The sequence below is a fragment of the Citreicoccus inhibens genome, assembly GCF_019039035.1.
Lineage (GTDB): Bacteria > Myxococcota > Myxococcia > Myxococcales > Myxococcaceae > Citreicoccus > Citreicoccus inhibens.
The window spans coordinates 479,137-503,404 of the sequence record NZ_JAHNZT010000001.1; the positions used below are offsets into that span (position 1 = coordinate 479,137).

The following is a 24,268-nucleotide window of genomic DNA, read 5'->3' on the forward strand; positions in this document are numbered from 1 at the left end:
CGCCCTACCAGTTCCGAACGAGTTCCGTGTAACCACGGAAAGCCACCGCGCCCCAGAAGTTCACCAAGAAGCCCAATGCGACCACGCCCATCACTGCTCGGTTGCGCAGCGACCATCCCCCCAGAGCGAACAGCACGAGCAGATACGGCGTGTAGTCCAGGCTGAATCGGAAGCCGAACTGCATGTACCCGGTGTTCTGGTAGAACAGGCCCGGCAGCGCGCACACTGCCACGGTCAGCCACATGGGCCAGTGCAGGCGAGGCCGCTCCTTCGGAACCAGCAGGAAGACAATCAGAGGCAGGGTCAGCAGCAGCGTCAACCCGTACGGGTCGTACGCAAGACGCAGCGGCTCCCAGGAGATTTTCGGGAGATTGAGGAACGCAGCCTGGAGGTTGCGTGCCAGATAGCTGACGTTGAACAACCCCCAACGGTCGATGTCTGCGTTGACGCGGTTGTTGAAGAGGAACGCGTGTCCGAACTCCCCCGGACGCCCGAAGCGATAGACGTTGTACGCAGCAGCGAGCAGCCCCAGGGGTGCGGCTCCCGCGGCAAACAGCCCCAGCTTGCGCGCCGCAGCCCTCCAGTTCACTCCGAGCGACTTGAGCTGAGCGCGGCGATCAGGGCCAGGACACAGAGCTTCGAGGACGAAGAAGAGGCCCGCGAACAACAGCGGTGTGCGTGTGAGCACTGCCATCGAGAAGAACAGCCCTGCCAGAACCGGGCGACGCGCACGGACCGCGTTGCGTACATACAGACAGGTCCAGGCGACCCCCATGACCTCGGCACTGAACCAGACCTCGCCCCGGATGGCGCAATAAAAGAAAAGCGTTCCGAACGCGAGAACGAGCGACAAGGCGATGTTGTCATTGCGTTCACGCGACGTCTCGCCCTCCTTCGCCAGGAAGCGCAGCAGCGAATAGAAGAGCGCCACTGCCAACGCGCCAACGACAACGCCAAAGCTGGTGTCGTTGAACTGGTATCCGTGCAGCGCGACAAACGGCAGCATCACCACGGCTGGGAACGAGGGGAAGCTGACGTACCAGCGATCGTCCGCGAGGGGCCTGCCTTCACAGCGGACCTTCGCGCCATCCACCTGACGCACGCAGGCCCAGTCCTCCAGGTTGGGCAACACCTGCGGGTCCACATCCAGGCGCCCCTCCAACCACGACTGCGCCTGGTAGATGAAGTGTGGCGCCGCGCTCTGCCGGAGAAAACGCTGGGAGCTGAAGCTGGCGAGCACCGCGAACGACACGAGGAAGAGGAGAACCTCGACACGGTACGCGCCGAGCCAGATGCGAATGGCGGAGGTTCCAACTGCCCGCGACAGGGGCTCGGCCGACGACAATGGTGCGATGGGCGGTTCCGAGGAGAGAGGACCCGCGGGCTCAGCCCCGGAAGGGCCATGCTGTTTGGATTTGGAGCGGCTCATGGGGTGGCAGACGCGGTCAGCAGATGCCGACGCAGCAATTCCAGAGAGTGAGAAGCAGCGAAGAGGCGCACACGCTCGCGATCGCCATGAATGAAGATGCGTTCATATCGCGCCGGAATCCCGGGTCCAGCCATCCCGCAGTACACCGTGCCGACCGGGTCTTCTTGGGTTCCACCGCCCGGCCCCGCATACCCTGTCACCGACAGGCCATAGGTGGCCCCAGTCACGGCACGAACTCCCTCGGCCATGGCCAGCGCCGTCTCCTTCGACACTGCGGAGTGTCGCGCGAGGACCTCGGGGGGAACGCCCACCCAGGCGGACTTCATCTTCTCCGAGTACACGACAGCACCACCAAGAAAGACGTTGCTTGCCCCCGGAACGCCAGTGAGCTGCTGCGCGATGAGTCCCCCCGTGCAGCTCTCGGCCACTGCCAGGGTCGCCCCCGTTTGAGCCAGCATCCGCACGAGGACCGCGGCGTACTCGTCACCGTCCACTCCAAAAACATGCGCCCCGAGCACGTGTCGAGAGGCTGCCTCCGCGGCATCCAGCGCCGCATCCGCTTCGCGCTGCGAAGCCCCCTCCGACATCAGCTTCAGGTGGTTCTCCGGTGCATGGGTACGGAAGCCGAAGACGACATGCGGATGCCCCGGCGCCAGCGGCATCACGGTCTGATCCAACATCGACTCGGACAGGGAGACGGTGCGCAGCAAGCGGAAGGCGCGAAAGGTGCGCGCTGGACCAGACTCCAAGGTCGCGCGGATGCGCGGGAGGATCTCGCCATCGACCAGGGCTCGATACTCGCGAGGAACACCGGGGAGAAAGAAGAACTCACAGTTCCGGATCCGCTGGTGGACCAGCGGTGCCGAGCCTACGGGATTCTGGATGGCCTGTGCCCCTTCAGGAATCCTCGCCATTCGCAGGGCGCTCGGATTCATGGGGACTCCCCGTGCGGCGAATCGCGCCTCCAGCCACAGAACAACCTGGGGATCCTTCTGCAGCGGTACCCCCGCTGCCTCAGCCGCGCACTCCAAGGTGAAGTCATCCGCGGTCGGTCCCAGTCCACCGGAGACGATGACCACGTCTGCACGGTCGGCGGCCTCCAGCAGCCGATCTCGGATGTCCGACCTCACGTCGCCCACCAAGACGACTCGCCCCACCTTCACGCCCAGTTCGAAGAGCCGGGCCTCCAGGTAGCTGCTGTTCGTATCCGTGACGAGGCCAGTGACCAGTTCGTCACCTGTGCACAGAAGTTCGACGCGCATGGGTGCGGCATCCTACCGGCTGCGCGGGCCCAGGGCACGGACGACGCGCCCCCACCACCCCACCGGGCGAGCACTCGACAGGGCTGCTCCTTCACCTGCACGCATGCTTTCGCAGCCGCGCTGGCGAGCGGCCGCTGGCTGCGTTCAGGTGTCCTGGTGGGAGGTCTGGCCGCTGGGACCTGCGCCTCTGCATCCCGGGGGCTCAGGGGAACTCTCCCCATGGGCCTTGGTCCGCGGACTTCTGCATCTGGATGCCCGCGGGAAGTCGGCATCCAGGTGCCCACATGGGAATTCAGTGTCCCTGGTTCTCGGCGCGGGGTCTGTTCCCACAGGGGGCGTCTGAGGCGGGCCGCCACGCGCTCCGAGCGACCAACTCGGGTAGCTCCTCTGCGTCCAAGTTGGTGCCTGCATGTCTGTGGGGCTTCGGCAGTCGCCGCACACTCGACCGACCTCTACAATCAAGCAATTGCTCGTCGGCATTCGCGCAGGCGGCCGTGGACCCTTTACGACATCTCCCCCGTGGACCCTCCGTCGAGTGATGACTTCCCCTACCGCGTCCCGCTGGAATGGAACCGACTGGGTCACGACGCGGGATGCTGCTGGCACATCCTTGCCGGTACAGACTCTGGCCGTTCGGGATTGGGGCCCGACAGCTCAAACGCTAGCGCGCTTGTCGATCCACCGGGATGTCGAAGTGCAACACGTCTTCTCGAGTACCCAGGCTCGTGTAGAGCGCAATGGCAGGGTCGTCTCCGTGGTCCGCCTGGACGAACATGACGTAGGCTCCCCGCTCCGCACCGAGACGCTGGAGTTCTCGAATCAGCCCGGTCGCGATTCCTCGACGACGATGCGCTGAAGCCACCGCGAGGTCGTAGATATAGAGTTCGCTGCGCTCCTGCTCAAACTTCCTCAACTCGTATGCCGCAAGCCCGCCCACAACCTTCCCGTCGTCCATTGCCACGAGCGCGATGAATGAGTCCCCCGAGAGCAGGCGTCCAAAGTAGGCGGCACTCGGACGCGCTCGGCCGTATGTCTCGACCTCTTCGAAGGCCTCGCCCAATACGGTCAGCATGCCGTGCATCAGGTCGACGTCGGACGGACCCAGGCGCTTGACCATGAATGAGGGTGTCTGCATGCGGTGAATCTACTCGCGATGCTGTGACACCAGCTGGGCTTGAGCCGCCTCAGGGACACCAAAGAAGAGGCAAGTACGGTGTCCGACATGACGAAAGAGCAGAAGCCGAGACGTCTCCGACGTAACGACACGGTAGAGTTCAAGCTCATGACCAGACAACGAGGGTGACTGTCTCTGCACACTGCTTGCGCAGGCATTGAGCGGTCTCATTGCCTTGGGCCCCGGCATGGAGGCCGACTCGATAGGGCATCACTCACAATGCGGCGGGTTCATTTGTGTCGCGAGGTGCCGGAGCGATGAACCTTGCTCTCCAGCAACGGGCCCCGCCAACTCGGGAACCACTCACGGCGCTGCGGTCCCATTGCTTCGGGAGTTTCCGGCGCGCTGTGCACGGGGTCTCTGGCTACGGGCCCCGAAAACTCTGGCACTACTCACAGCATGGAGGGCCCGGTTGCTTGAAGCGGTGCCGGCAGATGCCAGCACGCTGTGCCGCAACCTCCGTCCAGGCGACCAGCCAGTTCTTGCGACGAATGCAGCCCGGCACGTTCACTTGCCGGTGTACCGGCGCGAGGCGCGTTGGGCTTCGGCAAGGTGACCTGCTGGTCGGGGCAGTTCGCGCAGCGGCTTTGCTTGCGACGGAAGTGGCTGGCGCGCGGAGACCTTGGACCCAGACATGGTGACCCGCTGAATGGGGCAGCGGTCAGAGCGCAGTGGAGTCGTTGGCCTCGGGAGGTGATGGCGCTGTGGGTCTTGGGAGCCCAGCTCGCCGCGGACCGACTTGGGCTCTGCCACACCGCAGCAGAGGGCCCGCTGGATTCCGTGGGGAACCGAAGCCTGCGGGCCTTGCTCGTTCGCGATTGGATGGACTGCGGCCTCTCGCTCATCCCTCGTGGGCCCTTTGGCTCACGGGATGATTGGGGCCTTGGGATTCAGAGGTAGGCCGGGCCGTCGCTTCCGGGACCTTCGTCCTCGTCTTCGTCATCGTCAATGACCGCTGCGACCACCGCGGCACCGCCTCCGACCTTGCGCGCCACCAGGCGATTGCCCACCTGCGCCGCCGACTCCACCAACCCCAGCAGCAAGTACGCGAAGCTGTAGGCGACCAGGACCCAGGCGGGATGGAACTGCCTTGCGATGACCCCTCCCGCCACCGCCATCACTCCGCAGACCAGGGCTGTCTTCCGCGACGGCCGAGCGTCCTTGAACGTTCGATAGCGCACCGTCGACACCATCAACAGCGACAGGGCCACCACCGCCACGGCCACCGGCACCCGCGCCCCCACCGTCAACGGCTCACCCGCCGCCGCCACGTGGTGCGAGATGATCAACGACACCAACACACCCGCCGCCAACGGAATGGGCAACCCCACGAAGTGGCCACCCCCGCCCCCATGCGGATCACGCTGCGCCAGCACGTTGAAGCGCGCCAGCCGCATCGCTCCACACGCCGCGAACGCGAAGGAGATGAACAGCCCCAGGAACCCCATCGGCGCAAGCGCCCACTTGTACACAAGCAGGGCAGGCGCCGCTCCGAACGAGGTCACGTCCGCCAGGCTGTCGAGCTGCATCCCGAAGTCGCTCTGCGTCTTCGTCAGCCGCGCCACGCGACCATCGAACCCGTCGAAGAACATCGCGAAGAAGATGGCCAGCGCCGACTGGTAGAACTGCACAGGACCCGCCTCGCCCGTGCACAGGGTGATGGCGTAGAACCCACAGAAGATCGACGTGACGGTAAACAGGTTCGGGAGCACGAACATCAGTTTCCGCAGCTTCATCGTTCCCTCGACTTCCCCTGATGGCCGTGAGTCCCGGCGACAGAAACGGCGAGGGAACGGACCTTAGCAGGGTTTTATTCGCTGCGTCGTCCGACCCGGGTCGGTAAGGAGACGAAATGGGCGCCGTGCAGTGGGCCATGTGGGGGTTGGTCGCGGTGGTGGCCCTGGTGTTGGGGAACGTCGCCTGGGTGGCGCTGGTGAGGCGCTGGTACCGACTCCGCACACCTCCCCCCCAGACCTTGCGCGCGCGCTGTTCGGACGGGTGGGAGCTGGCCGTCCATGTCCGCCGGGCCCCCGTGCGGCGCTTCCAGGAACCCGTCCTCCTGTGCCACGGGCTGGCCGCCAATCGCTTCACGTTCGACTTCGAGCCCCCCTACTCCGTCGCCCATGCGCTCACCGAGGCCGGCTTCGACTGCTTCAGCGTCGAGTGGCGCGGCACCGGCCACTCCCGGCGCCCGCCCCCGGGTCGGCGCTACACCGACTTCTCCATTGATGATCACGTCCTGCAAGATGCCCCCGCCCTCCTCGCGCTCGCGCTGAAGGAGACCGGTGCGGCGAGTGCGTTCTGGTTGGGGCACTCGCTGGGCGGGCTCGTGGGCTACGCGGTGGCGCAAGGGCCTGAGGCCGCGCAGCTCGCGGGACTCCTCGTGCTCGGCTCACCGGTGCACTTCAAGTCAGAGCCCTTCCTCCGCACGCTCATCTCCCTCGGCGTTCGCGCCGCCTGGCCCGGTCAGCTCCGACAAGAATGGATGAGCGCCAGCCTCGCGCCCTTCCTCGGATACATCACCCTTCCCCTGTCGGACCTCGTCGTGAACCCGAAGCACATCCCGCCGCGCATCCAGCGACAGGTCTACGCCAACATGATGTCGTCGATGAGCCGCAAGGTCCTGCTCCAGTTCCAGGATTGGATCGAGCACGACGCGTTCCGCTCATATGACCGGCGCACGGACTGGCGCGCGGGCATCGCTCGGCTCCAGCTCCCCGTGCTCGTCATGGGCGGGAGCGCGGACCGCCTCGCCACCGCGCAGAACGTCGAGTCGCAGTACGCGCTCCTCACCGCTCCCGACAAGTCCCTGCACGTCTTTGGTCGCGACCATGGCGACCAGCAGGACTACGGACACGGAGACCTCATCTTCGGACAGGGCGCTCCCACGGAGGTGTACCCCGTCATCCGGGATTGGCTCGAGCGACATGCCACTCCGCTCGTCGCCGATGCCGCCTCGGATCGGAGCGCGTGAACCAACCCATGCGGCTGCCGTGACGAACTGAGACGGCGCTCTCCGGATGAGGCTTCTGCGCGGTGACCTCCAGACGAGGACTCGCGGGAGACACGTGCTTCAGGTGCGCTGTGGGGCAGCTCCGTGTGCGGCAGCGAACGATTCACGTCTTCGGGCCTGCAACGTCCCCAACACGCAGGCACCGATGCGCACCTGTCCGCGATGGACTTGAACTCGGAGCGTTGCACTCGGCTTGCTTCGTTCGGTGCGCTCGGGCGAGCGTGACGCAGTCTTCTGCGCTGTTCAGGGATGGGGACTCCCAGGCGGGTCCTTGCGCAGGGATTCCGCGCACGTGACCTGCGCCCCTTCGTGATTCGACGCGTGGATCCGACCGAGGACGACCTTCGTCCCACTCCCGCATTCCGCCCAGAGGAGGGGCTCGGTGGGGTCCTCGACTCGGAGCCCATCGACGGACAACACGCCCCTGTTCATGGCCGTCAGCGCATGTCCCTTGCCGCTGACCGAGACGCCGTTGGCCTCCAGGCGAGCCTCGGTGTCCACACTGAGCCCCGCCTGATGGCAGCCGCGAAGCACGGCGTCTCGCAGTAGCACTCGCGCCGCCTGTGCCGCCCAGACGCACGCGCCCTCCACGTCACGCACTTCGAGCCCCGCCACGTCCGCCGCCACTTCTCGCAGGTGCAGCCCTTCGCCTGTGTCTCCAGCCGCGGAGTGGACCCGTGACACAGCACCCTCGCGAAGTCGCAGGGTGCCTCGCACCGCCACGAGGCCGTACTCCGCGGCCCCGTCCACTCGCAGGCCACGAATCGACACCCGCGAGTCCGTGAGCTGCACACCTCCCAGGTTTCCACTCGACAGAACCATCACGTCGTCCAGCACGGCTTCCGATGCAGACAGGCCGAGGCCAGCACGCGCTGCTCGCACGGAAGTGAAGTCGTGAACCTCGACCTTCGCGCGCATCGACGTGAGGCCGTACTCGTGGCCGAGCACTCGCACCCGATTCAGCGACAGGGCTCCTTCGACGACATTGAACGCTGGGCCGCGCCCACCCTCCGCCACTGCGTCCTCCAAATCGACCCGTCCGCCAGCTTGGCCAACCGCGGTCTCGGGCCCTTCGAAGCGGACGTCTTGCAGTCGCGCGCGGCCTCCGCCTCGCAGGCGCACCGCACGGCGATAGGGCCCCACGAACTCCGATTCCCGCACCTCCAACCGAGTCGTACTTCCGGTTCCCTCCCGGGCCTCGACATCAATCCCCACGATGTTCGTTCCCGGGCGGCTTCCCTGTGAGTCACTACGACGCCCTGCCTCGGCCTCAACGAGAGGCGCCGCGAGCTGCATCCCGCCCGCAGCCACGCGACGCGCCACCCCGAGTTCCAACTGGGCATCAACGCGAAGCATGCCGAAACCCGGCGTCCCCTCGCTCACTTGAGCGCCGCGTTGCTCTACCTCTCTCGCAGCGACGTGAAGCCCCGCGGGGGCCGTGTCCTGAACTTCGACGCGGCTCGCGGCTTGACGCCTCGATTGGAACTCAACGCGCGGCCCTGAGCGCTGCGTCTCCCCCTCATCCGCCTGAGACGTGCTTTGAAACTTCTCTCGTGCCTCTGCGTGCCGGGCGATGACGTGCGAACTTCGAACATCGCCCCTGGACCCGCCCCGGGTTTCCTCGCGCGCTTCGGCCCGCGGACTTCGCGCCTCGGCGCGGGGCTCGGTCCGGACTTCATCCTGGGCCTCGGCGTGCTGATTGGCGGACTGCGCTTCCGCGGCATCGAAGTGGCTCCGCTCCACCCACAGCGAGCCTGCCGTCAGGTGGATCGCGCCCTGGCGCTGGCCACTGAAGCGCACCTCCTTCAGCCGCACCTCGGAGCCCGTGCCCAGGCTCAGCCCCCACTGTCCACCTTGGAACTCCAGGCCCGTCAGCTCGGCGCCTCCCTCCAGGCGCAGCAGCGCCTCGGCGCCGTCCTCCGCCCACACCACCGTGCCGGCGCCCCCACCCGTGAGCCTCGCTCCGTCTGGCACCTGGAGCGGGCCTGCGTACCGCCCTGGCGCCAGGTGAACCCGTGGACGCCCCGGCAAGGCCAGGGCCTCGGCCAACGAGCGCAGGGGGTGCTCGCGCGAGCCGTCCCCGGTTCCCGGACCCGCCACGTCCACCCACACCTCCCCTTGCGGACCAACCTCGGCCAGCGGGCCCGCGCTCGCCGACCCCGGCCCTCGGCAGGCCGTCAGCACGAGGGACACGGAGACGAAGAACCACCGGAACATGGCGCCGCAGTCTACCCGACAGGGCGTCACCCCATGCGATCAGACCCACTCGCCAAGTGATCGATTTTCCAAAGACATTCACCCCAGCGCGATCATTCCCAAACCATCTCCAGCCAGTTCAGGGTGCGCCGGTGTGTCAAAAGATGCGATCAGACTCCTGTCTACGCTTTGTGTTTCAAGCGGCCAAATTTTCGTCCAGAGGCCGATTTTCCGGCTCGGGAGCGCCTGCTGCATTGACAGTCGAAAGCGCGATTTGTTACCTCCGCTTTCCGCTCGTTCAACGCCAGACAACGCACAGACGGAGGGGCGTAATGACCAAGGCAGAGCTCGTGGAGGTGGTGGCGGCGCAGACGCGGCTGACCAAGAAGTCGGCAGCCGAGATTCTCGACATCGTCTTCACCAATATCGGCAAGGCGGTGAAGAAGGACTCGCGCTTCAGCTACCCCGGGTTCGGCACCTGGTCCATGCGCTCACGCAAGGCCCGGAAGATCCGCAACCCTCAGACGAATGAGATGATGAAGCTCAAGGCGTCGAAGACCATCGGCTTCCGGCCGGCGAAGGAACTGAAGAACTCGCTCTGAGCCGCGGCGGTGCGTGTGGCGGATGTGCCCATCAGGGGCGCTGACCCGAGGTCGTCGGGTGGCGCCCCTGATGCGTTGCGGGCCACGCATTTCCGCCATGCGCCACGGGCTCCGAGCCCGCCGCGTCTGGCGTCCCCAGCGCGTCCAGCGGATCCATGGACTCGCCGTCGTGCCACAGCTCGAAGTGCAGGTGCACGCCCGTGGCGAGCCCCGTGTCACCCGCGAGGCCGAGCGCGTCCCCTCGCTCGACGACTTCGCCGGGCTGCACCAACACCTGGGACATGTGGCTGTAGCGCGTCACCCACGGCCCCGCGTGCTGGACCTCCACCTGCAAGCCGTGGTCGCCGTTCCAGCCCGCGCGCAGCACCACGCCCTTCGCCGCCGTGTAGATGGCCTGTCCCGGCCGCGCGGCCAGGTCCACGCCCAGGTGGCGCCGGCGCTCGTTGATGATGGGGTGCCAGCGCTCGCCGTAGAGGCTGGTGACCGTCACTGGCTCCACGGGCCAGACGAGCGTGGGCGGGCCTCCCACGGGCTCGGGCGGGTGCTCCAGGCGCCGCAGCTCGGCCATGCGCACCGCGAGCCCGCCTACGCGCAACACGACCCCTTCCGCCAGCGCCGAGGACATGTCGCCGTACAGGCGCGCGTCCTGCTCCAGTTCGGCCTCCAACACGGTGCGGGCGCGCGCGACGTCCCGAGAGTCCGTGCGCTCCACCGGACGCGCGAGGAACGCGTCCAGCGCGGCGTTCATCCGCTCCCAGTTCCGAGCCTCGTCCGCGGGCATCGCGCTCCCGCGCTTCACCTGCTTGCGGAGTGACTTCGCCTGCTCGGCGAAGTCGGTCAGCGTGCGCTGAAGCTCCAGCGCGGGCTCGGGCGCGAGGAGGGTGGAGCGCCCGTTTCCGGACAGCGCGTTCGTTTGCACCCGAGCCTCGGGCATGACCGTCGCGTCATCGGGCCGGCCACGCGCGGTGGCATACAGCTCGTCGAAGCTCATCTTCTCGGCGCGCGGCGTAGCGCACGCGGAGAGGAGCATCAGGGAGAGGACGGCGGGTCGGCGCACGACGGCGGGAGCCTACCATGCCGTCGCGGGCACTCACGTTTACGGCCGGAGTGCTCCGTCCTCCACCGCGCTTCGTACGCGCGACACCGCGTCGTCGATGTCCGCCACGGACACATCCAGGTGGCAGACGAAGCGCACCGCGCTCGCCCCCATCCCGTTGGCGAGCACCCCGCGCGCGGCGAGCACACGGGCCACCTCGGACGCGGGCTTGGAGAACTCGGCGAAGACCATGTTCGTCTCCACCAGCCCCAGGTCCACGCGCACCCCGGGAATCCTCGCGAGCCCCTCCCCCAGCCGGCGTGCGTTCGCATGGTCCTCCGCGAGCCGCGTGACGTGGTTCTCCAAGGCGTACAGGGCGGCGGCCGCCAGGAGGCCCGCCTGCCGCATGCCGCCGCCCAAGCGCTTGCGCAGCCGCCGCGCCTCGCGAATGACGTCCGCGCGGCCCGCGAGCGCGGAGCCCACCGGCGCGCCCAATCCCTTGGAGAAGCACACCGACGTCGAGTCCGTCAGCTTCGCCCAGGTGGAGGCCGGCACTCCCAACGCCACCTCCGCGTTGAACAGCCGCGCGCCATCCAGGTGCACCGCGAGTCCCGCGGCTCGGCCCGCCGCCACCACCGCGCGGAAGCGCTCCACGGGCCACACCGTGCCGCCCCCTCGGTTGTGGGTGTTCTCCAAGGAGAGCAGGCGCGTGCGCGGGTTGTGGATGTTGTCCTCGCGGACGGCCGCCGTCACCTGCTCGGGTGACATGAGGCCGCGCTCGCCCGCGATGGGCCCGGGCTGAACGCCCCACAGCGCGGGGACGGCGCCCCCCTCGTACTGGATGATGTGGCTGCCCGCTTCGGTGAGCACCTCGTCGCCCGTGCGGCAGTGCGCGCCGATGGCGATCTGATTCGCCTGCGTGCCCGAGGGGACGAAGACCGCCGCCTCCAGCCCGAGGCGCTCGGCCACCTGTTCCTCCAACCGGCGCACGGTGGGGTCCTCGCCGTAGACGTCATCACCCACGTCCGCCTCGGCGATGAGACGACGCATGGCGGGGGTGGGCTTCGTGACGGTGTCGGAGCGAAAGTCGATGGGCTTCATGGGTCTCCAGGGGCTGCGGCCGGGGCTTGGGCGCGCAGCAGGGGTGACATACAACGGCGGCGTGGCTCGGCGAGAAACGGCAGCAGAGAAGCGACAGCGCGCGGTGACGGTCCTGGACAGGCTCGAGGCGACCATGCCGGATGCCCGCATCGAGTTGGACTACCGCACCCCATTGGAACTCCTGGTCGCCGTCGTTCTTTCCGCCCAATGCACGGACAAGCGCGTGAACATGGTCACGCCCGCGCTCTTCCAGCGCTTCCCGGACGCCGCCGCGTATGCGCGCGCCGAGCCCTCAGACGTGGAGCCCTTCATCCGCACGTGCGGGTTGTATCGCGCCAAGGCGAAGAACATCGTCGCCGCGGCCCGAGTGCTGATGGAGGAGCACGGCGGGCAGGTGCCGCTCGTTCGCGAGGTGCTGGAGAAGCTGCCGGGCGTGGGGCGAAAGACCGCCGGCGTCGTGTGCATCCACCTGGGCGGAGACCTGGCCTTCCCGGTGGATACGCATGTGAAGCGGCTCGCGTACCGGCTCGGCTTCACGTCCCGCGAGGACCCGGACCCGATCGAAGCGGACATGCAGGCCATCGTGCCGAAGGAGCGGTGGACGCTCGGGCACCAGTTGCTGGTGTGGCACGGGCGGCGCACCTGCTTCGCGCGCTCACCCGATTGCGAGCATTGCCCCGTGGCGGACCTGTGCCCGAAGCGCGGCGTGAGCGCCGCGAAGGCCGAGCCCGCCCCGAAGACTAGGCCGACGACGCAGCGTCCTCCGCGCGCGAAGTCTTGAGCCGCTTCATCTTCCTGCGGATGATCTCTCGCTTCAGCGTGGAGAGGTGGTCCACGTAGACGGTGCCATCCAAGTGGTCCGTCTCGTGCTGCACCGCGATGGAGAGCAGCCCGTCGCAGCGCAGCGTCTGCTCCTGGCCTTCGACGTCCAGGAAGGTGACGGTGACGATGGCCGCGCGGTCGACGTCCTCGGCCTCGCCGGGGATGGACAGACATCCCTCGGTGTAGGTGGTCTCGCCCTCGGTCGCGATGATGCGGGGGTTGATCATCGCCAGGGGCTGGGATTCAGGCTGGCGGGGTGAGGCGTCGATGACGACGATGCGCTGGAGCACCCCCACCTGCGGGGCCGCGAGGCCCACACCGTCGGCGGCGTACATCGTCTCGAACATGTCCTTCACCAGGGCGCGGACGGAGTCGTCCACCTTCGCCACGGGCTTGGCCTTCTGCTTCAGGATGGGGTCAGGCCAGATGAGGATGTCGCGGACCATGGCTGCCGTCTTAACCCCGCAGCGCGGGACGGGCAACCACTGGAGCCCGCTCCGTCCCCGCCCAAGCGCGAGGGCGTCCACCCGTCGTCAGTCGAGCAGGTTCCTCGCGTACTCCGCGCGCAGCCGGTCATCGCCCAACGCGCGGGCCGCCTCGGAGAGGATGACGCGGACCTGCTGCGCTCGATGCTGGAGGGCGGCATCCGGGTGGCCGGCGAAGCGCAACGGGTGGAACTCGGCGGACAGCAGCTCGTAGGCGCGCTTGACCTCCTCGCCTCCCGCCGAACGCGCGAGCCCCAGCACGGTGAAGTAGTCCGCGTCCTGCACTTCCTCGAACTTCGCTTCGAGACGCCGCACGTCGAGTTCCGGCGGATGGTCGCCCATGCCGTCCAACGTGTCGGGCTGCAACGCGACGAGGCCCAAGGTGCGCGCCACCGACAGGGCCTTCAGCGTGACGTCCTGCGGCATCCCCGCGCTCAGGAGGAGGGCCTCCAAGGTGCGCTCGCCATCCACCCCTTCCAACAGGTGGAGTTCGCGCGAGGGGAAGCCGAACTCGCTGGGTGCGACGTGGGCATCGCCGCGCGTCACGCGGGCTCGCAGGGAGCCCGCGGTCTCCAGCAGGGACTCGGAGGTGAGCGTGTTGCGCAGGGCCTCCGCCAACAGGTGCAGCGGTGGACGCGTGGCGGCGGCCAGGGCCACCTCGTGCGGCGCGGGCTCCTGGACGAGGCGATAGAGCGTGGAGGGCTCCGCCAGGGCGTCCAGGAAGACCTGCTCGGTGTAGCGCTGCACGAGCGGCACGGCCTCGGTCTCACGCAGATAACCGCGTCCACGGAGGGCCTCCAAGAGCGCGCCCGTGGTGGCGCTGCGCACGAGCCGCAGCTCGGCCTCCTGTCGCGCGTCGATGAGGCCATCCGCGCGCGCCCGGTCGATGAGGGACTCGCCCGCGGCGGACGAGGCCGCGCCGACGAGGGTTCCATCCCGCAGCCAGAGGATGCGCAGGGCGTTGACGACCTTCAGCTCCAGCCGCACTTCCATGCGCGCGTCGCACATGCGCAGCAGCAGTCGGGACAGGCCCTCTTGCGTCACGCTGCCACTGCGCGCCACGGCGAGTTCGGGACGGCCGGGGGCCTCCAGTGGGAGCAAGGACGCGCGAGCCTGGGCCGCGGCCTCCTCGGCATCTCGATGCGCGCGCTCTTCCAGTGCCAGCCGCTCTCGCTCGGCATGGGCACGTTGCTCGATGGCGTCGGCCTCCAGCTTCGCTCGGGCGGCGCGCTCCTGGAGCAGCTCCTCGTGATGGCGACGGGCCTCGGCTTCAGCTTCAGCGCGGGCTCGTGACTCCGCTTCGAGGCGTGCCTCGGCATCCGCACGGCCTCGCGACTCGACCTCCATGCGGACTTCCAACGCGGTCCGATGGCGGCCCTCCGACTCCGCTCGCTCCATCGCCTCCGCGCGGCTCTTGGCTGCGGCTTCGGCGCGGGCATCGGCTTCCGCGCGAGCCTCCGCCTCTGCTTCGGCCCGAGCCTCCGCTGCCTCGCGAGCCCGAATCTCCGCCTCGGCGCGCGACTCCATCTCGGCGCGGGCCTTCATCGCCTGCTCCGCGCGGAGTTCTGCCGCCACGCGGGCGCGCTCTCCTGCGGCCGCTTGGGCTTGGGCCTCTTCGCGGGCCTCGACCGCGCTGGCGAGTTGGCGCTCGGCGGCGGCGCGTGTCTCCGCGTGCGCCGCGACCTCGCTTGTCAGCTGGGCCTCGGCGGCGGCTCGCGCCTGTTCATGAGCGACTGTCTCTTGCGTCAGCCGAGCCTCGGCGGCATCGAGTTCCAGCCGCGTCACTTCCGCGCGGGCCTCGGCCTCGCGATGGGCTTTGCCCTCCGCCGCAACGCGTGCTTCCGCGTCCACGCGACCACCGGATTCAGACGCGAGCCGGGACTCGATGTCCTTCAATGCACCGAGCGTCTCGGCCCCTCGGGACTCCGCTTCGAGGCGCGCTTCGTGCTCCTTCGCGAGGCTCTCCACAAGCGATGCACGCCCGCGCGCCTCGGATTCTGCTCGCGCCTCGGCCTCGAGGATTCGCGCGTCCAGCCGCTCTCGCTCCGCCTGCGACTCGCGCAGCCGCGCCTCCAGGTCCTCGTGTGCCTGGGACTCCGACTCGGCACGAGCCTCCGCGGTGGCCCGCGTTCGGGTCTGTTCCGCGAGGGCACGGTCAAGATCCGCCAGTCGTGCCTGGAGCGCGGTGACGTCCTGCTCACGGCTCTCCACTCGCGCGAGCGCGGCCTTGGCTGTCGCATCCACCGAAGCGCGGGCGGTCGACTCCGCGTCGAGGCGCGCACGCGCCTTGTCGAGCTGTGCCTGCAACGCGGTGGTCTGCGCCGCGGAATGGGCCTGCGTGTCAGCCCGCAGCGAGGACTCGCGTTCCAGCGCTTCGTTCAACCGGGAGTGCTGCGCTTCGAGTTCAGCGATTCGCTGTTCTGAATCACGGGCCAGCCGGGCCAGTTCCGCGTCGCGAGCACCGAGCGCCTCGGCTTGATGAGCATTCTGCTCACGCAGCGCCTGGAGGTCCGCCGTGAGCGCGACCTCCCTCTCGCTTGCGCCCACAAGCGACTCGGAGCGCGCGGACTCCGCATCCGCGCGTGCACGCTCCTCCGCGACTCGGGCCTTCGCGAGGGTGGTCTCGGCCTGCGCTTGCTCGGTGTGCGTTCGCGCCAGTTCGAGCGCCGCGCTGGCCTCCGTCGCGCGCGCGTTCGCCGCAGAGAGGAGGGCTTGGAGTTCAGCGACCTGGACTTGGGACTGCTGGGCTCCAGCCTGGAGCCGCTCGATGAGGGACACCGCGGCTTCGGCCTCGCTCCGCGCCGCGTCTGCTTGCGCGATCGCGGCCTCGGCTCGCGCGGCCTCCTCATGGAAGGCCTGCTCGAAGTGGGTCCGCTGGCCTCGCTCGCGCTCCAGTTCCGCGAGGACGTGACGCACCCGCTGATGCGCCTCTTCGAACTGGTGCTCGACGGCCTCCTGCTCCGCGAGCTCTGGAGGCACCGGCTCTGGGGCGGGCTCCTCCTCGCTCGGCGTGGGCATCGCGAAGCGCTCGGTCGGGGCTGAGACAGCCCTCCCTTCGCCCTCTTCGCTCAGGCGCGAGAAGTCGGTCTCTGACAGCGGCGCCACCGCGGCCGGTGGCGCGGTGCTCGTCGCGGAATCGGTCTCGGTGTCGAACCAATCGGAGCCCACCGTGGGCGCCGGCGCATCGCCCACGCTGGGCGCTTCGGTGTCCTCGGTGGCACGCGCGCGGGCCTCGGCCTGGAGCTGCGCGTCCAGTTCGTCCCAGTTCGACTGGGACATCTCCTCCGCGCCCTCCCCGCCCGTGGCATCGAGGCGCTCGGCGGCCTCCGCGCGAAGCTGCGCTTCCAGTTCGTCCCAGTTCGACTGGGAGGCGTCCGTCTCCTCGGCATCATCCGACTCGGAGGCGGTTGAGGCCTGCGTTGGAGTTGGCGTGTCTTCTTGCGAGGTGGCGCCCTCTCGCTCGGCGGCCTCCGCGCGAAGCTGCGCTTCCAGTTCGTCCCAGTTCGAATGCGCCTCTTGAGCGTCTTCGTGCGCTGGCGCGGAGGGCTCGGAGGCGAGCGCATCCGCTTGCGCGTGGGTCACGAGGGTGTTCCCGGAGCCGTCTCGCTCGGAGTCCTCGGCGCGAAGCTGCGCTTCCAGTTCGTCCCAGTTCGCGCCGTCTCCGCCGGTGCCCGATTCCAATTCGGGATCAGGTGGCAGCTCGGTCCAGGTGCCGCCATCCGCGGCCCCTCGCAGCGTCCGAAGCTCGGCCTCCGCGGCGGAGAGCGGATCCGCGCTCCCCGCTGCATCCGGGGTATCGACGTCGAAGAAGCCTTCGTCCCCCAACTTGGGCGCGGGCTTCGCGGGGCGCAGGCCGGGAGGCCGCAGGTGTTCCTCGCGAAACGCGAGATTCCCCGGCGGTGGCGCGGACTCCGTCGCCGTCGCGCTCCCCGAGGCTCGCGCGGAGATGGGGGCGCCCTCTCCACTCCACCTCGACGGGAGCGACGAAGCCTCGTCGTGCTCGGCCCCATCGTTGTCGCTGAACCAGCCCGCGCTGGGGTCAGTATCCGTTGCGCTCGCGCCGTTCTCAGACGTCTGGGTACTCGCGCGCTCGGGTGAATCCGCGGGCCAGTCTGACGCTGCGCTCGCGCGCTCGCCGTCGGGAGTCGTGCCCCCATCGGACTCGGCGCTCGCACCTTCAGGCGCCGTCGAGTTCCAGTCCGGCTCAGCGCTCGCAGCGTCAGGAGCTATCGCGCTCCAATCCGTCTCCGCGCTCGCACCTTCGGGCGCGGTCGCGCTCCAGTCGGTCTCCGCGCTGACGCCTTCGGGCGATGCCCCACTCGCGTCCGACGGTGCATCCGTATTCGAGGCGAGCGCGCCCCAGCTCGTCTCCGAAGTCGCATCTTCGGACGCGGTCGCGCTCAAGTCTTGCTGCGCGCCGGTGGCCTCGGTGCCCCAGTCCGACTCCGCCCCCGTGGCGGTCGCGGCGTCGCCCCAATCCGGCTCCGCGCTGGCACCTTCGGACTCCGTGGGTCCTTCCCAGTCCGGCGGCGCGCCATCCACCATCGCCGACTCCGCCCACTCTCCCCCGCCCCCCGCCGTGCCACTTCCCGCCAGAACCGAGTCGATGGAGGCCATCGCCTCCGCCTCGACCTCCTGATGCGTCTGCTCGAAGGCAGCGTCCATCGCGAGCGCGGTTTGCTGCTCGCGCTGCTGGTTCTGCTCCAGCGCAATGCGCTCTTCGTCCGTCATCGCCGCCAGCTCCCAGTCCGTCTGGGACAGCGGCGCCAGGTCTCCGAAGAGCGCGTTGGCCAGCGCGGGGTCGCCCCCCACGGCTCGCGGCGCCGTGGCGTGCCACGTCTCTTCCCCCGAGGATTCCGTTCCACCCCCCTCGGCGGGAGGCGTGAGCGTGCGGTTCTCCATCACGCGCCACCCATCCGCCTCCGCGGGCGAGTGGATCAGCGAATCCACCAGCGCCACGAAGCTCGGCCCATCCAACGGGAGCGGCGCCACCGGAGCGCTGAAGCCCTCGATGGACTCGGACAGGAGCAACACGCGCGCCCGGTGGCCTTCCGGGTGCTGCACCAACTCCTCCAACACGACGCGGCCTCGGCCGCTCTCCACTCCGGGCGCGAGCACGATGAGCTCGGGCAAGTGGTGACCGAACGCGATGAGCGCGTCCGCGGCGGAGGTCGCGAGGATGACCTCGTGCCCTTCGCGCGAGAGCAAGCGCCGCACCGCGGCGATGGTGGCGATGTCGTCGTGTACGAGAAGGACCGAGGCGCCCATGGGGGGGCGCCAAGTCTACAGCATGGCCCCTGGATCCACGTCGAGGACGACCTTCACTCCCGAAGGAACCTCCGCGAGCGCCGCCTCCAGCCGGGCGAGCAGCGGGGCGAGCGAGGCATGGGTCGGCCCTTTGACCAGGAGCTGCCAGCGCGTCTTGCCCCGGATGCGGGCGATGGGCGCCAGCGCGGGCCCCAGCAGTCGCACCCCGGCCGAGGCCGGCGGCATGTGCCGTCCCACGAGGTTGCCCAGGTAGCGCGCGACGCTGGCGGTCTGCTCGGGATGCTCCCCTTCCAGCCGCACCGAGGCCATGCGCGCGTACGGAGGGTAGGCCAGCGCCTTGCGCCACTCCAATTCCTGGTGCGCGAATCCATCGAAGTCGTGGGCCAGCACGCGCTTCACGGGCTCGGCCTCCGGGTTGTACGTCTGCACCAGCACGCGCCCCGGGTCCTTGCCGCGCCCGGCCCGGCCCGCCACCTGGGTGAGCAAATGGAAGGTGCGCTCGGAGGCGCGAAAGTCCGGGATGGCCAACGACGTGTCCGCCATCACCACGCACACCAGCGTCACGCCCGGGAAGTCATGTCCCTTGGCCACCATCTGCGTGCCCACCAGGATGTCGATTTCCCGACGCGCGAACGAGGCCAGCAGCTCCGTCAACTTCTCGGCACTGGTGGCCGAGTCGCGGTCCAGCCGCGCCACCCGGGCCTGCGGCAATCGCTCGGCGACCTCCGCCTCCACGCGCTCGGTGCCGATGCCCAGCTTCAACATCGGCCCCGTGCACTCGCGGCAACGGTCCGGCACCGGGAACGCCACGCCGCAGTAGTGGCACACCACGCGGTTCTGCGAGCGGTGGTGCGTCAGGCACACGTCGCAGTCCTGGCACTTGAGGGACAGGCCGCACACCTCGCACAGCAGGATGGTGCTGTGCCCGCGGCGGTTCAGGAAGAGGATGACCTGCTGGCCCTTGGCCACCGTCTCCTCCATGGCCTGAAGCAGCGGCGGGCTGAGGATGGGCGCCTCCTCCGTCACCACGCCATCGCGCGGACGCTCCACGCGCAGGTCCACCATTTCGATGGTGGGCATGGGCCGGTCATCCACGCGGCGCTTCAACTCCAACAACTTGTAGCGACCGCTGCGCGCGTTGTGCAGCGTCTCCAGGGCGGGCGTGGCCGAGCCGAGCACCACCACCGCGCCCGCCTGCTTCCCTCGAACCACCGCGAGGTCGCGCGCCTGATAGCGCAGCTTCTCGTCCTGCTTGAACGAGGGGTCGTGCTCCTCGTCCACCACGATGAGCCCCAGGTTCTCCACGGGGGCGAACACCGCCGAGCGCACGCCCACGGCGATCTTCACCGTGCCCTTGCGCAGCGCCTGCCAATGAAAGAGCCGCTCGCGGTCCTTCAGCCCCGAGTGCAGCACCGCCACGTCGCCACCGAAGCGGCTGCGGAAGCGCCCCACGAGCTGCGGCGTGAGCGCGATCTCCGGCACCAACACCAGGCTGCCCCGCCCTCGCGACAGGGCGTGCTCCACCGCGCGCAGGTACACCTCCGTCTTGCCGCTGCCGGTGACGCCGTGGAGGAGATACGGCTGGAAGCCGGCCGCGTCGACAGCGCCCTGAAGCTCGCGCACCGCCACGTCCTGCTCGGGCGTGAGCTGCGCGGGGCGCCCCTGCTGGAGCCCTTCGCGCACGCCGGGCTTGAGCTCCACCTCCTCCATGCGCACGAGCCCCTTCTCCGCCAGCTTCTTCAGCGTCTCGCGCGCGCCGGGGATGGCGTGCGCCACCTCCTCCAGCGGGGCTCGGCCGCCCACCGCGAGCAGGTACGCCATCGCCGCGGACTGAGCGGGGGCTCGCGAGAGCTGGCGAGGCGCTTCCGTGACGAGCGCCACCGCGAAGTGCTGCACGTCCGCCTTCGCGGCCTTCTCGTCCACGGCGGTGGAGAGGCCCGGCGGCAGCGCGCCACGGATGACCTCGCCCAACGGATAGCGATAGTGCTCGGCCGCGAAGCGCAGGAGCGCGATGAGGTCCTTGGGCAGTGACGGCGAGTCCTCCAGCACGCGCTGGATGGCCTTGAGCCGAACGCCTCCCTCCACGGGCGGCGTGGCGGGCCCCAGGTAGAAGCCGAGCGCCATGCCGCGCCCGAAGGGCACCAGCACGCGCTGGCCCGGAGCCAGGTTGCCCGCGAGCGCCTCCGGGACAAGGTAGGTGAACTCCCCGCGAACGGGGCGACCGACGGCGACGGACGCAAGAAGGGCGGGGGTGGGACTCACGACGGGCCGCACTGTAGCGGTACGTCCCGCGCCCGGAAGTTCCCGGCGGAGGTTCGCACGCAAGGTACGCAGGGGCATCGAACCCGGAGTGGGAGATGGGTCGTCGCGGAAATCCAGCGGCTTCAGCTCGAAGTGCTGCTGCTCCATGGCACCCTCGGCACGCGTGGCCCCAGCCCCTCCCCCATCACCCAGGGCCCACTGTGCCCGGCCCCTCTGACATGCCCGCGCTCCGGGGGCCCAACGCAACGGGGCCCCTCGACGCCCGAAGGCGCGGAGGAGCCCCGCGAACCCCGCGATGAACGATGGGGATCAGCGCCCCGTGGCGCGCTTCCACGACGGGCGCGTGCTCACGCGGGTCCACCACGCGGAGAGGTTCGGGTACTGCGCGACGAGGTCCGCCTGGCCCACCGCGAACAGGTACTCCATGTAGGGCGCCCAGCAGACGTCCGCGAGCGAGAAGGCCTCTCCCGCGAGGAACGGCTGCTTGGCCAGCACGGCGTCGACGACCTCGAACGGCCGGCGCAGGCCCTCGCGGCCGGCCTGCACGTTGGCTTCATCCGTGGCTTGGCCCCGCATGGGCTTGAGCAGCCGCTCGTAGATGATCTTCATCGCCGCGGGGCTGAAGTAACAGTGCTCCACGCTGATGAACTGCTCCATTCGCGCGTAGGCCTTGGGGTCCGCCGGCGTCAGCGCCACGCCCGGCAGGGTGCGGTCCAGAAAGCGGATGATGGCGCGCGACTCGTACATCTGGAAGCCATCATCCGTCTCCAGCACCGGCACCACGCCAAAGGGCTGACGTGCCACGTGCGCGGGCAGCTTCTGCTCACCCTTGCCGAGGTCCACGAGCACGAACTCGGCCTCGTGCCCCTTCTCTGCCAGGACCGTCAGGACCGCGCGGGTACACGTGCTCGCTGGATGACCATAGACCTTCATGTGCGGGAACCTCCGAGCAACGGCCGGGCCCAGCCCGACCGGATGCGCCCGGATGGTTTCCCGCAGGCCCCTCGCTCCGCAACCCCTTCGCGCGGCTACGGCGTAAAGAGCTTGTCCGGCACGGCGGCGCGCGACTCGCCCTTGAGCGCGGTGAAGCGCAGCGCGCGCTGGTTGCCCTTCCACACCTCGATGGTGCGAGGCATCCAGTCACCCGTGGCCGGCGACGTGTAGTCCACGAAGCGCACATCCCAGGCGTTGCCCGCCGCGTCGCGGTAGCGCACGCGCGCCGCGCGGAAGGTGTCCTTGTACACCCAGAACTGGGGCCGTCCTTCGTCGGGGTCTCCGAGCACGTAGGCGACCTCGCCGCCGAAGCGCGCCAGCGAGGTGCGCTTGGTGTCCACGCCGAGGCTGGCCAGGTGCTGCTCCAGCGCCTCGCGGGACTCCTGCGCGGAGCCCAGGTCCGTGGCGAGCACGCCGCACACCTGCGCGACGAGCGCGGTCATGGCCGGGACCTCGGGGCCCTCGGCGCGCTTGCGGCCGTTGGCGAGCACCGCCGCGGCCTTGCCACCGCCGTCGGGCGTGGTGGCCTCGAAGCGGCAGCGCCCCGGCATCTTCACGAACAGGACGCCGTCCCCCTGCAACTCGGGCCGCTCCGTGGGCGCGCCCAGGGCCGAGCCCGCCTCCTTCACCGCCGGGCCCGAGAAGATGAGCGAGCCTTCCACGCGCAGGGCAGACAGGTTCTTCTCCGCGCGCGCGGCCACGGTGCGGCGGAGGATGGAGCCACCGGGCAGCACATAGGCGCCAGCGGCGAGCGAGACCAGGATGCCCAGCAGGGCCAACGAACGCTTCACGACTTCTCCGTCTTGACGACCTCTCGCAGGTACGCGAGCAGCCCTTCTCGCAGCTCGGGGCGCTTGAGGCCGTAGGCAATGTTCGCCTTCAAGTAGCCCACCTTGTCCCCCGCGTCATAGCGCTGTCCCTGGAACTTGTAGCCAAGCAGGCCGTGGGACTTCTGGAGGGTGGCCAGACCATCGGTGAGCTGGATTTCACCGCCCACACCGGGGGTCTGCTGCTCCAGGATGGGGAAGATGTCCGGCGGCAGCACGTAGCGGCCGATGACGGCGAGGTTCGACGGCGCGGTGCCCTTCTTGGGCTTCTCCACCACGCGCTCGATGCGGATGACGCCGTTGCCCAGGTCCGTGCCCGCGGCGATGCCGTACATGTGCGTCTCATCGTCCGGCACTTCCATGAGCGCGATGACCGCCTGGTTGTACTGGCGGTAGACGCGCGCGAGCTGGCGGATGCCCGGCTCCTCGGCGTCAATCATGTCGTCGCCGAGCAGCACACCGAAGGGCTCATTGCCCACCGCGCTCTTGGCGCACAGCACCGCGTGTCCGAGCCCCTTGGGCTCCTTCTGGCGGATGCTGACGACGCGCACCATGTCCGCGATGGCGCGCAGCTTGTCAGCCTCGCTCGTCTTGCCGCGCGCGCGCAGCGTGGTCTCAATCTCGAAGCCGATGTCGAAGTGGTCCTCGATGGCGCCCTTGCCGCGGCCGTTGATGAGGATGACGTCCTCGATGCCAGCGGACACCGCCTCTTCCACGATGTACTGGAGCGTGGGTGTGTCCACGATGGGCAGCATCTCCTTCGGGACCGCCTTCGTCGCCGGAAGGAAACGGGTGCCCAGACCGGCGGCGGGAATGACGCACTTGCGGATCAGCGGCGCTGCCTTCGATGGAGTGGAGGACATGGGCCAGGGAATCTATTGATGGCGTTGCACCCCAGCAAGCCGGATAGAGTCATCCAGCCATGTCGCTTCGTTCCGCCGTCCTCGCCCTGCTCAGTGTGGTGTCTGTTTGTCCCGCGGCATTCGCCGCCGAGCCCGCCGAGGAGCTGCGAACCATTTCAAGTGCCCGCGCAGTAGGCATGGGCAATGCCTACCGCGCATTGGGTCAGGGTACGGAAGCACTCCAGGGCAACCCCGCCGCCATGGCCTTGTTCCCCGCCTACCGGGTCGAAGCGACTGGTTCATGGGATACCCACACCAAGGACGGATACCTTGGCATTGGATTGATGGACTCGAGCACCAGCAAGTTGGCGCTCGGCGTGGACTATCACTGGGTCAGCCTGCGTGGTGCCGGGAGCCGCGCCAGCGCGCACTTGAGTTCGCTGGGCGCCGCGGTGCCGCTGACCCAGGGCGTGATGGTGGGCGTGATTGGTCGCTACCTGCGGTTGTCGGGACAGGACCGTTACGCCAACTCCACCACGTTGGATGTGGGCGCGCTCTTGCGATTGAGCGAGGCCATCGTGGTGGGCTTCTCCGCGCACAACCTCATCGACACGCACAACGCCGAGCTGACGCGCTACTACTCCGGGCACCTGGGCATCCTGGCCGGCACCGTCACCGCGGCGTTCGACGTGCGCGGTGACTTCACGACGCGAGAGTCGTCCGTGTTCACGTACAACGGCGGCCTGGAGTACGTGCTGGACCAGGTGATTCCGCTGCGCGCGGGCTACACGTACGACGGCTTCAGCCGCTCCTCGAAGTTGGGCCTGGGCCTGGGCTTCATGTCACCGGGCGGCGGAGGAATCGACCTGGGCTACCAGCACGAGTTCGGCGGAGCGAAGGGCCGGCTGCTCATCCTCACCTTCCGCCTCAACGTGGGAGGCGGCGGCGGGTGAGTT

At 68.8% G+C, this 24,268-nt stretch carries 17 protein-coding genes; 4 read left to right on the plus strand and 13 right to left on the minus strand.

What is annotated here, in order from left to right; genetic code table 11:
• Positions 1-4: 4 nt before the first annotated feature.
• From KRR26_RS01890 to pssA, 4 genes are all read right to left on the minus strand, one after another.
• Positions 5-1,429, minus strand: coding sequence for a hypothetical protein (locus KRR26_RS01890; RefSeq protein WP_217078977.1), 1,425 nt, complete (start codon positions 1,427-1,429; stop codon positions 5-7).
• Positions 1,426-2,691, minus strand: a complete 1,266-nt coding sequence (locus tag KRR26_RS01895) for a CinA family nicotinamide mononucleotide deamidase-related protein (protein WP_217078978.1) — start codon at positions 2,689-2,691, stop codon at positions 1,426-1,428. The genes KRR26_RS01890 and KRR26_RS01895 overlap by 4 nt, the downstream gene beginning before the upstream one ends.
• Before the next feature lie 661 nt (positions 2,692-3,352).
• Positions 3,353-3,808: an AAC(3)-I family aminoglycoside N-acetyltransferase gene (locus tag KRR26_RS01900; RefSeq protein ID WP_217079036.1), complete on the minus strand. Its 456-nt coding sequence runs from the start codon at positions 3,806-3,808 to the stop codon at positions 3,353-3,355.
• A 947-nt stretch (positions 3,809-4,755) separates the two neighbouring features.
• Positions 4,756-5,601 carry a CDP-diacylglycerol--serine O-phosphatidyltransferase gene (gene pssA / locus KRR26_RS01905; RefSeq protein ID WP_120210370.1) on the minus strand — a complete coding sequence of 282 codons (846 nt, stop codon included), beginning with the start codon at positions 5,599-5,601 and terminating at the stop codon, positions 4,756-4,758.
• A 116-nt stretch (positions 5,602-5,717) separates the two neighbouring features.
• Between pssA and KRR26_RS01910 the strand changes: the two genes are divergently transcribed.
• Positions 5,718-6,839, plus strand: coding sequence for an alpha/beta fold hydrolase (locus KRR26_RS01910; RefSeq protein WP_120210369.1), 1,122 nt, complete (start codon positions 5,718-5,720; stop codon positions 6,837-6,839).
• A 282-nt stretch (positions 6,840-7,121) separates the two neighbouring features.
• Here KRR26_RS01910 and KRR26_RS01915 read toward each other — a convergent pair whose 3' ends face one another.
• Positions 7,122-9,095, minus strand: a complete 1,974-nt coding sequence (locus KRR26_RS01915) for a DUF1565 domain-containing protein (protein WP_217078979.1) — start codon at positions 9,093-9,095, stop codon at positions 7,122-7,124.
• A 311-nt stretch (positions 9,096-9,406) separates the two neighbouring features.
• Between KRR26_RS01915 and KRR26_RS01920 the strand changes: the two genes are divergently transcribed.
• On the plus strand, positions 9,407-9,676 hold the full coding sequence (locus KRR26_RS01920) for an HU family DNA-binding protein (RefSeq protein WP_120210367.1): 270 nt from the start codon (positions 9,407-9,409) through the stop codon (positions 9,674-9,676).
• Positions 9,677-9,707: 31 nt separating this feature from the next.
• Here KRR26_RS01920 and KRR26_RS01925 read toward each other — a convergent pair whose 3' ends face one another.
• Together KRR26_RS01925 and ltaE are read right to left on the minus strand one after the other, a co-directional pair.
• Positions 9,708-10,733, minus strand: a complete 1,026-nt coding sequence (locus tag KRR26_RS01925; protein WP_120210366.1) for a M23 family metallopeptidase — start codon at positions 10,731-10,733, stop codon at positions 9,708-9,710.
• Between the two features lie 39 nt (positions 10,734-10,772).
• Positions 10,773-11,813: a low-specificity L-threonine aldolase gene (ltaE, locus tag KRR26_RS01930; protein WP_217078980.1), complete on the minus strand. Its 1,041-nt coding sequence runs from the start codon at positions 11,811-11,813 to the stop codon at positions 10,773-10,775.
• Here ltaE and nth point away from each other — a divergent pair.
• Positions 11,812-12,594: an endonuclease III gene (nth, locus tag KRR26_RS01935; protein ID WP_217079037.1), complete on the plus strand. Its 783-nt coding sequence runs from the start codon at positions 11,812-11,814 to the stop codon at positions 12,592-12,594. The genes ltaE and nth overlap by 2 nt on opposite strands.
• Here the strand turns inward: nth and def are convergent.
• The 6 genes from def to galU form a co-directional block, all read right to left on the minus strand.
• On the minus strand, positions 12,554-13,081 hold the full coding sequence (gene def / locus KRR26_RS01940) for a peptide deformylase (RefSeq protein ID WP_120210363.1): 528 nt from the start codon (positions 13,079-13,081) through the stop codon (positions 12,554-12,556). The two genes, nth and def, sit on opposite strands and share 41 nt — an antisense overlap.
• Before the next feature lie 87 nt (positions 13,082-13,168).
• Positions 13,169-18,388, minus strand: a complete 5,220-nt coding sequence (locus tag KRR26_RS01945) for a response regulator receiver protein (protein ID WP_217078981.1) — start codon at positions 18,386-18,388, stop codon at positions 13,169-13,171.
• 15 nt (positions 18,389-18,403) lie between these two features.
• Positions 18,404-20,797, minus strand: a complete 2,394-nt coding sequence (gene priA / locus KRR26_RS01950) for a replication restart helicase PriA (RefSeq protein ID WP_120210361.1) — start codon at positions 20,795-20,797, stop codon at positions 18,404-18,406.
• A gap of 162 nt (positions 20,798-20,959) precedes the next feature.
• Entirely contained in the window at positions 20,960-21,583 is a 624-nt protein-coding gene (locus tag KRR26_RS01955; RefSeq protein WP_120210360.1) for a glutathione S-transferase family protein, read from the minus strand.
• A 95-nt stretch (positions 21,584-21,678) separates the two neighbouring features.
• Positions 21,679-22,434 (minus strand): LolA-like protein, encoded by a 756-nt coding sequence (locus KRR26_RS01960; protein ID WP_120210359.1) that lies wholly within the window; start codon positions 22,432-22,434, stop codon positions 21,679-21,681.
• A complete protein-coding gene (galU, locus tag KRR26_RS01965) occupies positions 22,431-23,333 on the minus strand; it encodes a UTP--glucose-1-phosphate uridylyltransferase GalU (protein WP_120210358.1) in 903 nt (300 codons plus the stop codon). The genes KRR26_RS01960 and galU overlap by 4 nt, the downstream gene beginning before the upstream one ends.
• Before the next feature lie 59 nt (positions 23,334-23,392).
• Here galU and KRR26_RS01970 point away from each other — a divergent pair, with 59 nt between their 5' ends.
• The gene (locus KRR26_RS01970; RefSeq protein ID WP_233577481.1) at positions 23,393-24,265 is read left to right on the plus strand and encodes a PorV/PorQ family protein; all 873 of its coding nucleotides are present in this window, start codon (positions 23,393-23,395) and stop codon (positions 24,263-24,265) included.
• The last annotated feature ends 3 nt before the right edge of the window (positions 24,266-24,268 follow it).

Excerpts from the sequence above, each read along its gene's own strand:
- KRR26_RS01890 (WP_217078977.1), bottom strand. The coding sequence starts at position 1,429 with ATGAGCCGCTCCAAATCCAAACAGCATGGCCCTTCCGGGGCTGAGCCC.
- KRR26_RS01895 (WP_217078978.1), bottom strand. The coding sequence starts at position 2,691 with ATGCGCGTCGAACTTCTGTGCACAGGTGACGAACTGGTCACTGGCCTC.
- KRR26_RS01900 (WP_217079036.1), bottom strand. The coding sequence starts at position 3,808 with ATGGTCAAGCGCCTGGGTCCGTCCGACGTCGACCTGATGCACGGCATG.
- pssA (WP_120210370.1), bottom strand. The coding sequence starts at position 5,601 with ATGAAGCTGCGGAAACTGATGTTCGTGCTCCCGAACCTGTTTACCGTC.
- KRR26_RS01910 (WP_120210369.1), top strand. The coding sequence starts at position 5,718 with ATGGGCGCCGTGCAGTGGGCCATGTGGGGGTTGGTCGCGGTGGTGGCC.
- KRR26_RS01915 (WP_217078979.1), bottom strand. The coding sequence starts at position 9,095 with ATGTTCCGGTGGTTCTTCGTCTCCGTGTCCCTCGTGCTGACGGCCTGC.
- KRR26_RS01920 (WP_120210367.1), top strand. The coding sequence starts at position 9,407 with ATGACCAAGGCAGAGCTCGTGGAGGTGGTGGCGGCGCAGACGCGGCTG.
- nth (WP_217079037.1), top strand. The coding sequence starts at position 11,812 with ATGGGTCTCCAGGGGCTGCGGCCGGGGCTTGGGCGCGCAGCAGGGGTG.
- ltaE (WP_217078980.1), bottom strand. The coding sequence starts at position 11,813 with ATGAAGCCCATCGACTTTCGCTCCGACACCGTCACGAAGCCCACCCCC.
- def (WP_120210363.1), bottom strand. The coding sequence starts at position 13,081 with ATGGTCCGCGACATCCTCATCTGGCCTGACCCCATCCTGAAGCAGAAG.
- KRR26_RS01945 (WP_217078981.1), bottom strand. The coding sequence starts at position 18,388 with ATGGGCGCCTCGGTCCTTCTCGTACACGACGACATCGCCACCATCGCC.
- priA (WP_120210361.1), bottom strand. The coding sequence starts at position 20,797 with ATGGAGCAGCAGCACTTCGAGCTGAAGCCGCTGGATTTCCGCGACGAC.
- KRR26_RS01955 (WP_120210360.1), bottom strand. The coding sequence starts at position 21,583 with ATGAAGGTCTATGGTCATCCAGCGAGCACGTGTACCCGCGCGGTCCTG.
- galU (WP_120210358.1), bottom strand. The coding sequence starts at position 23,333 with ATGTCCTCCACTCCATCGAAGGCAGCGCCGCTGATCCGCAAGTGCGTC.
- KRR26_RS01970 (WP_233577481.1), top strand. The coding sequence starts at position 23,393 with ATGTCGCTTCGTTCCGCCGTCCTCGCCCTGCTCAGTGTGGTGTCTGTT.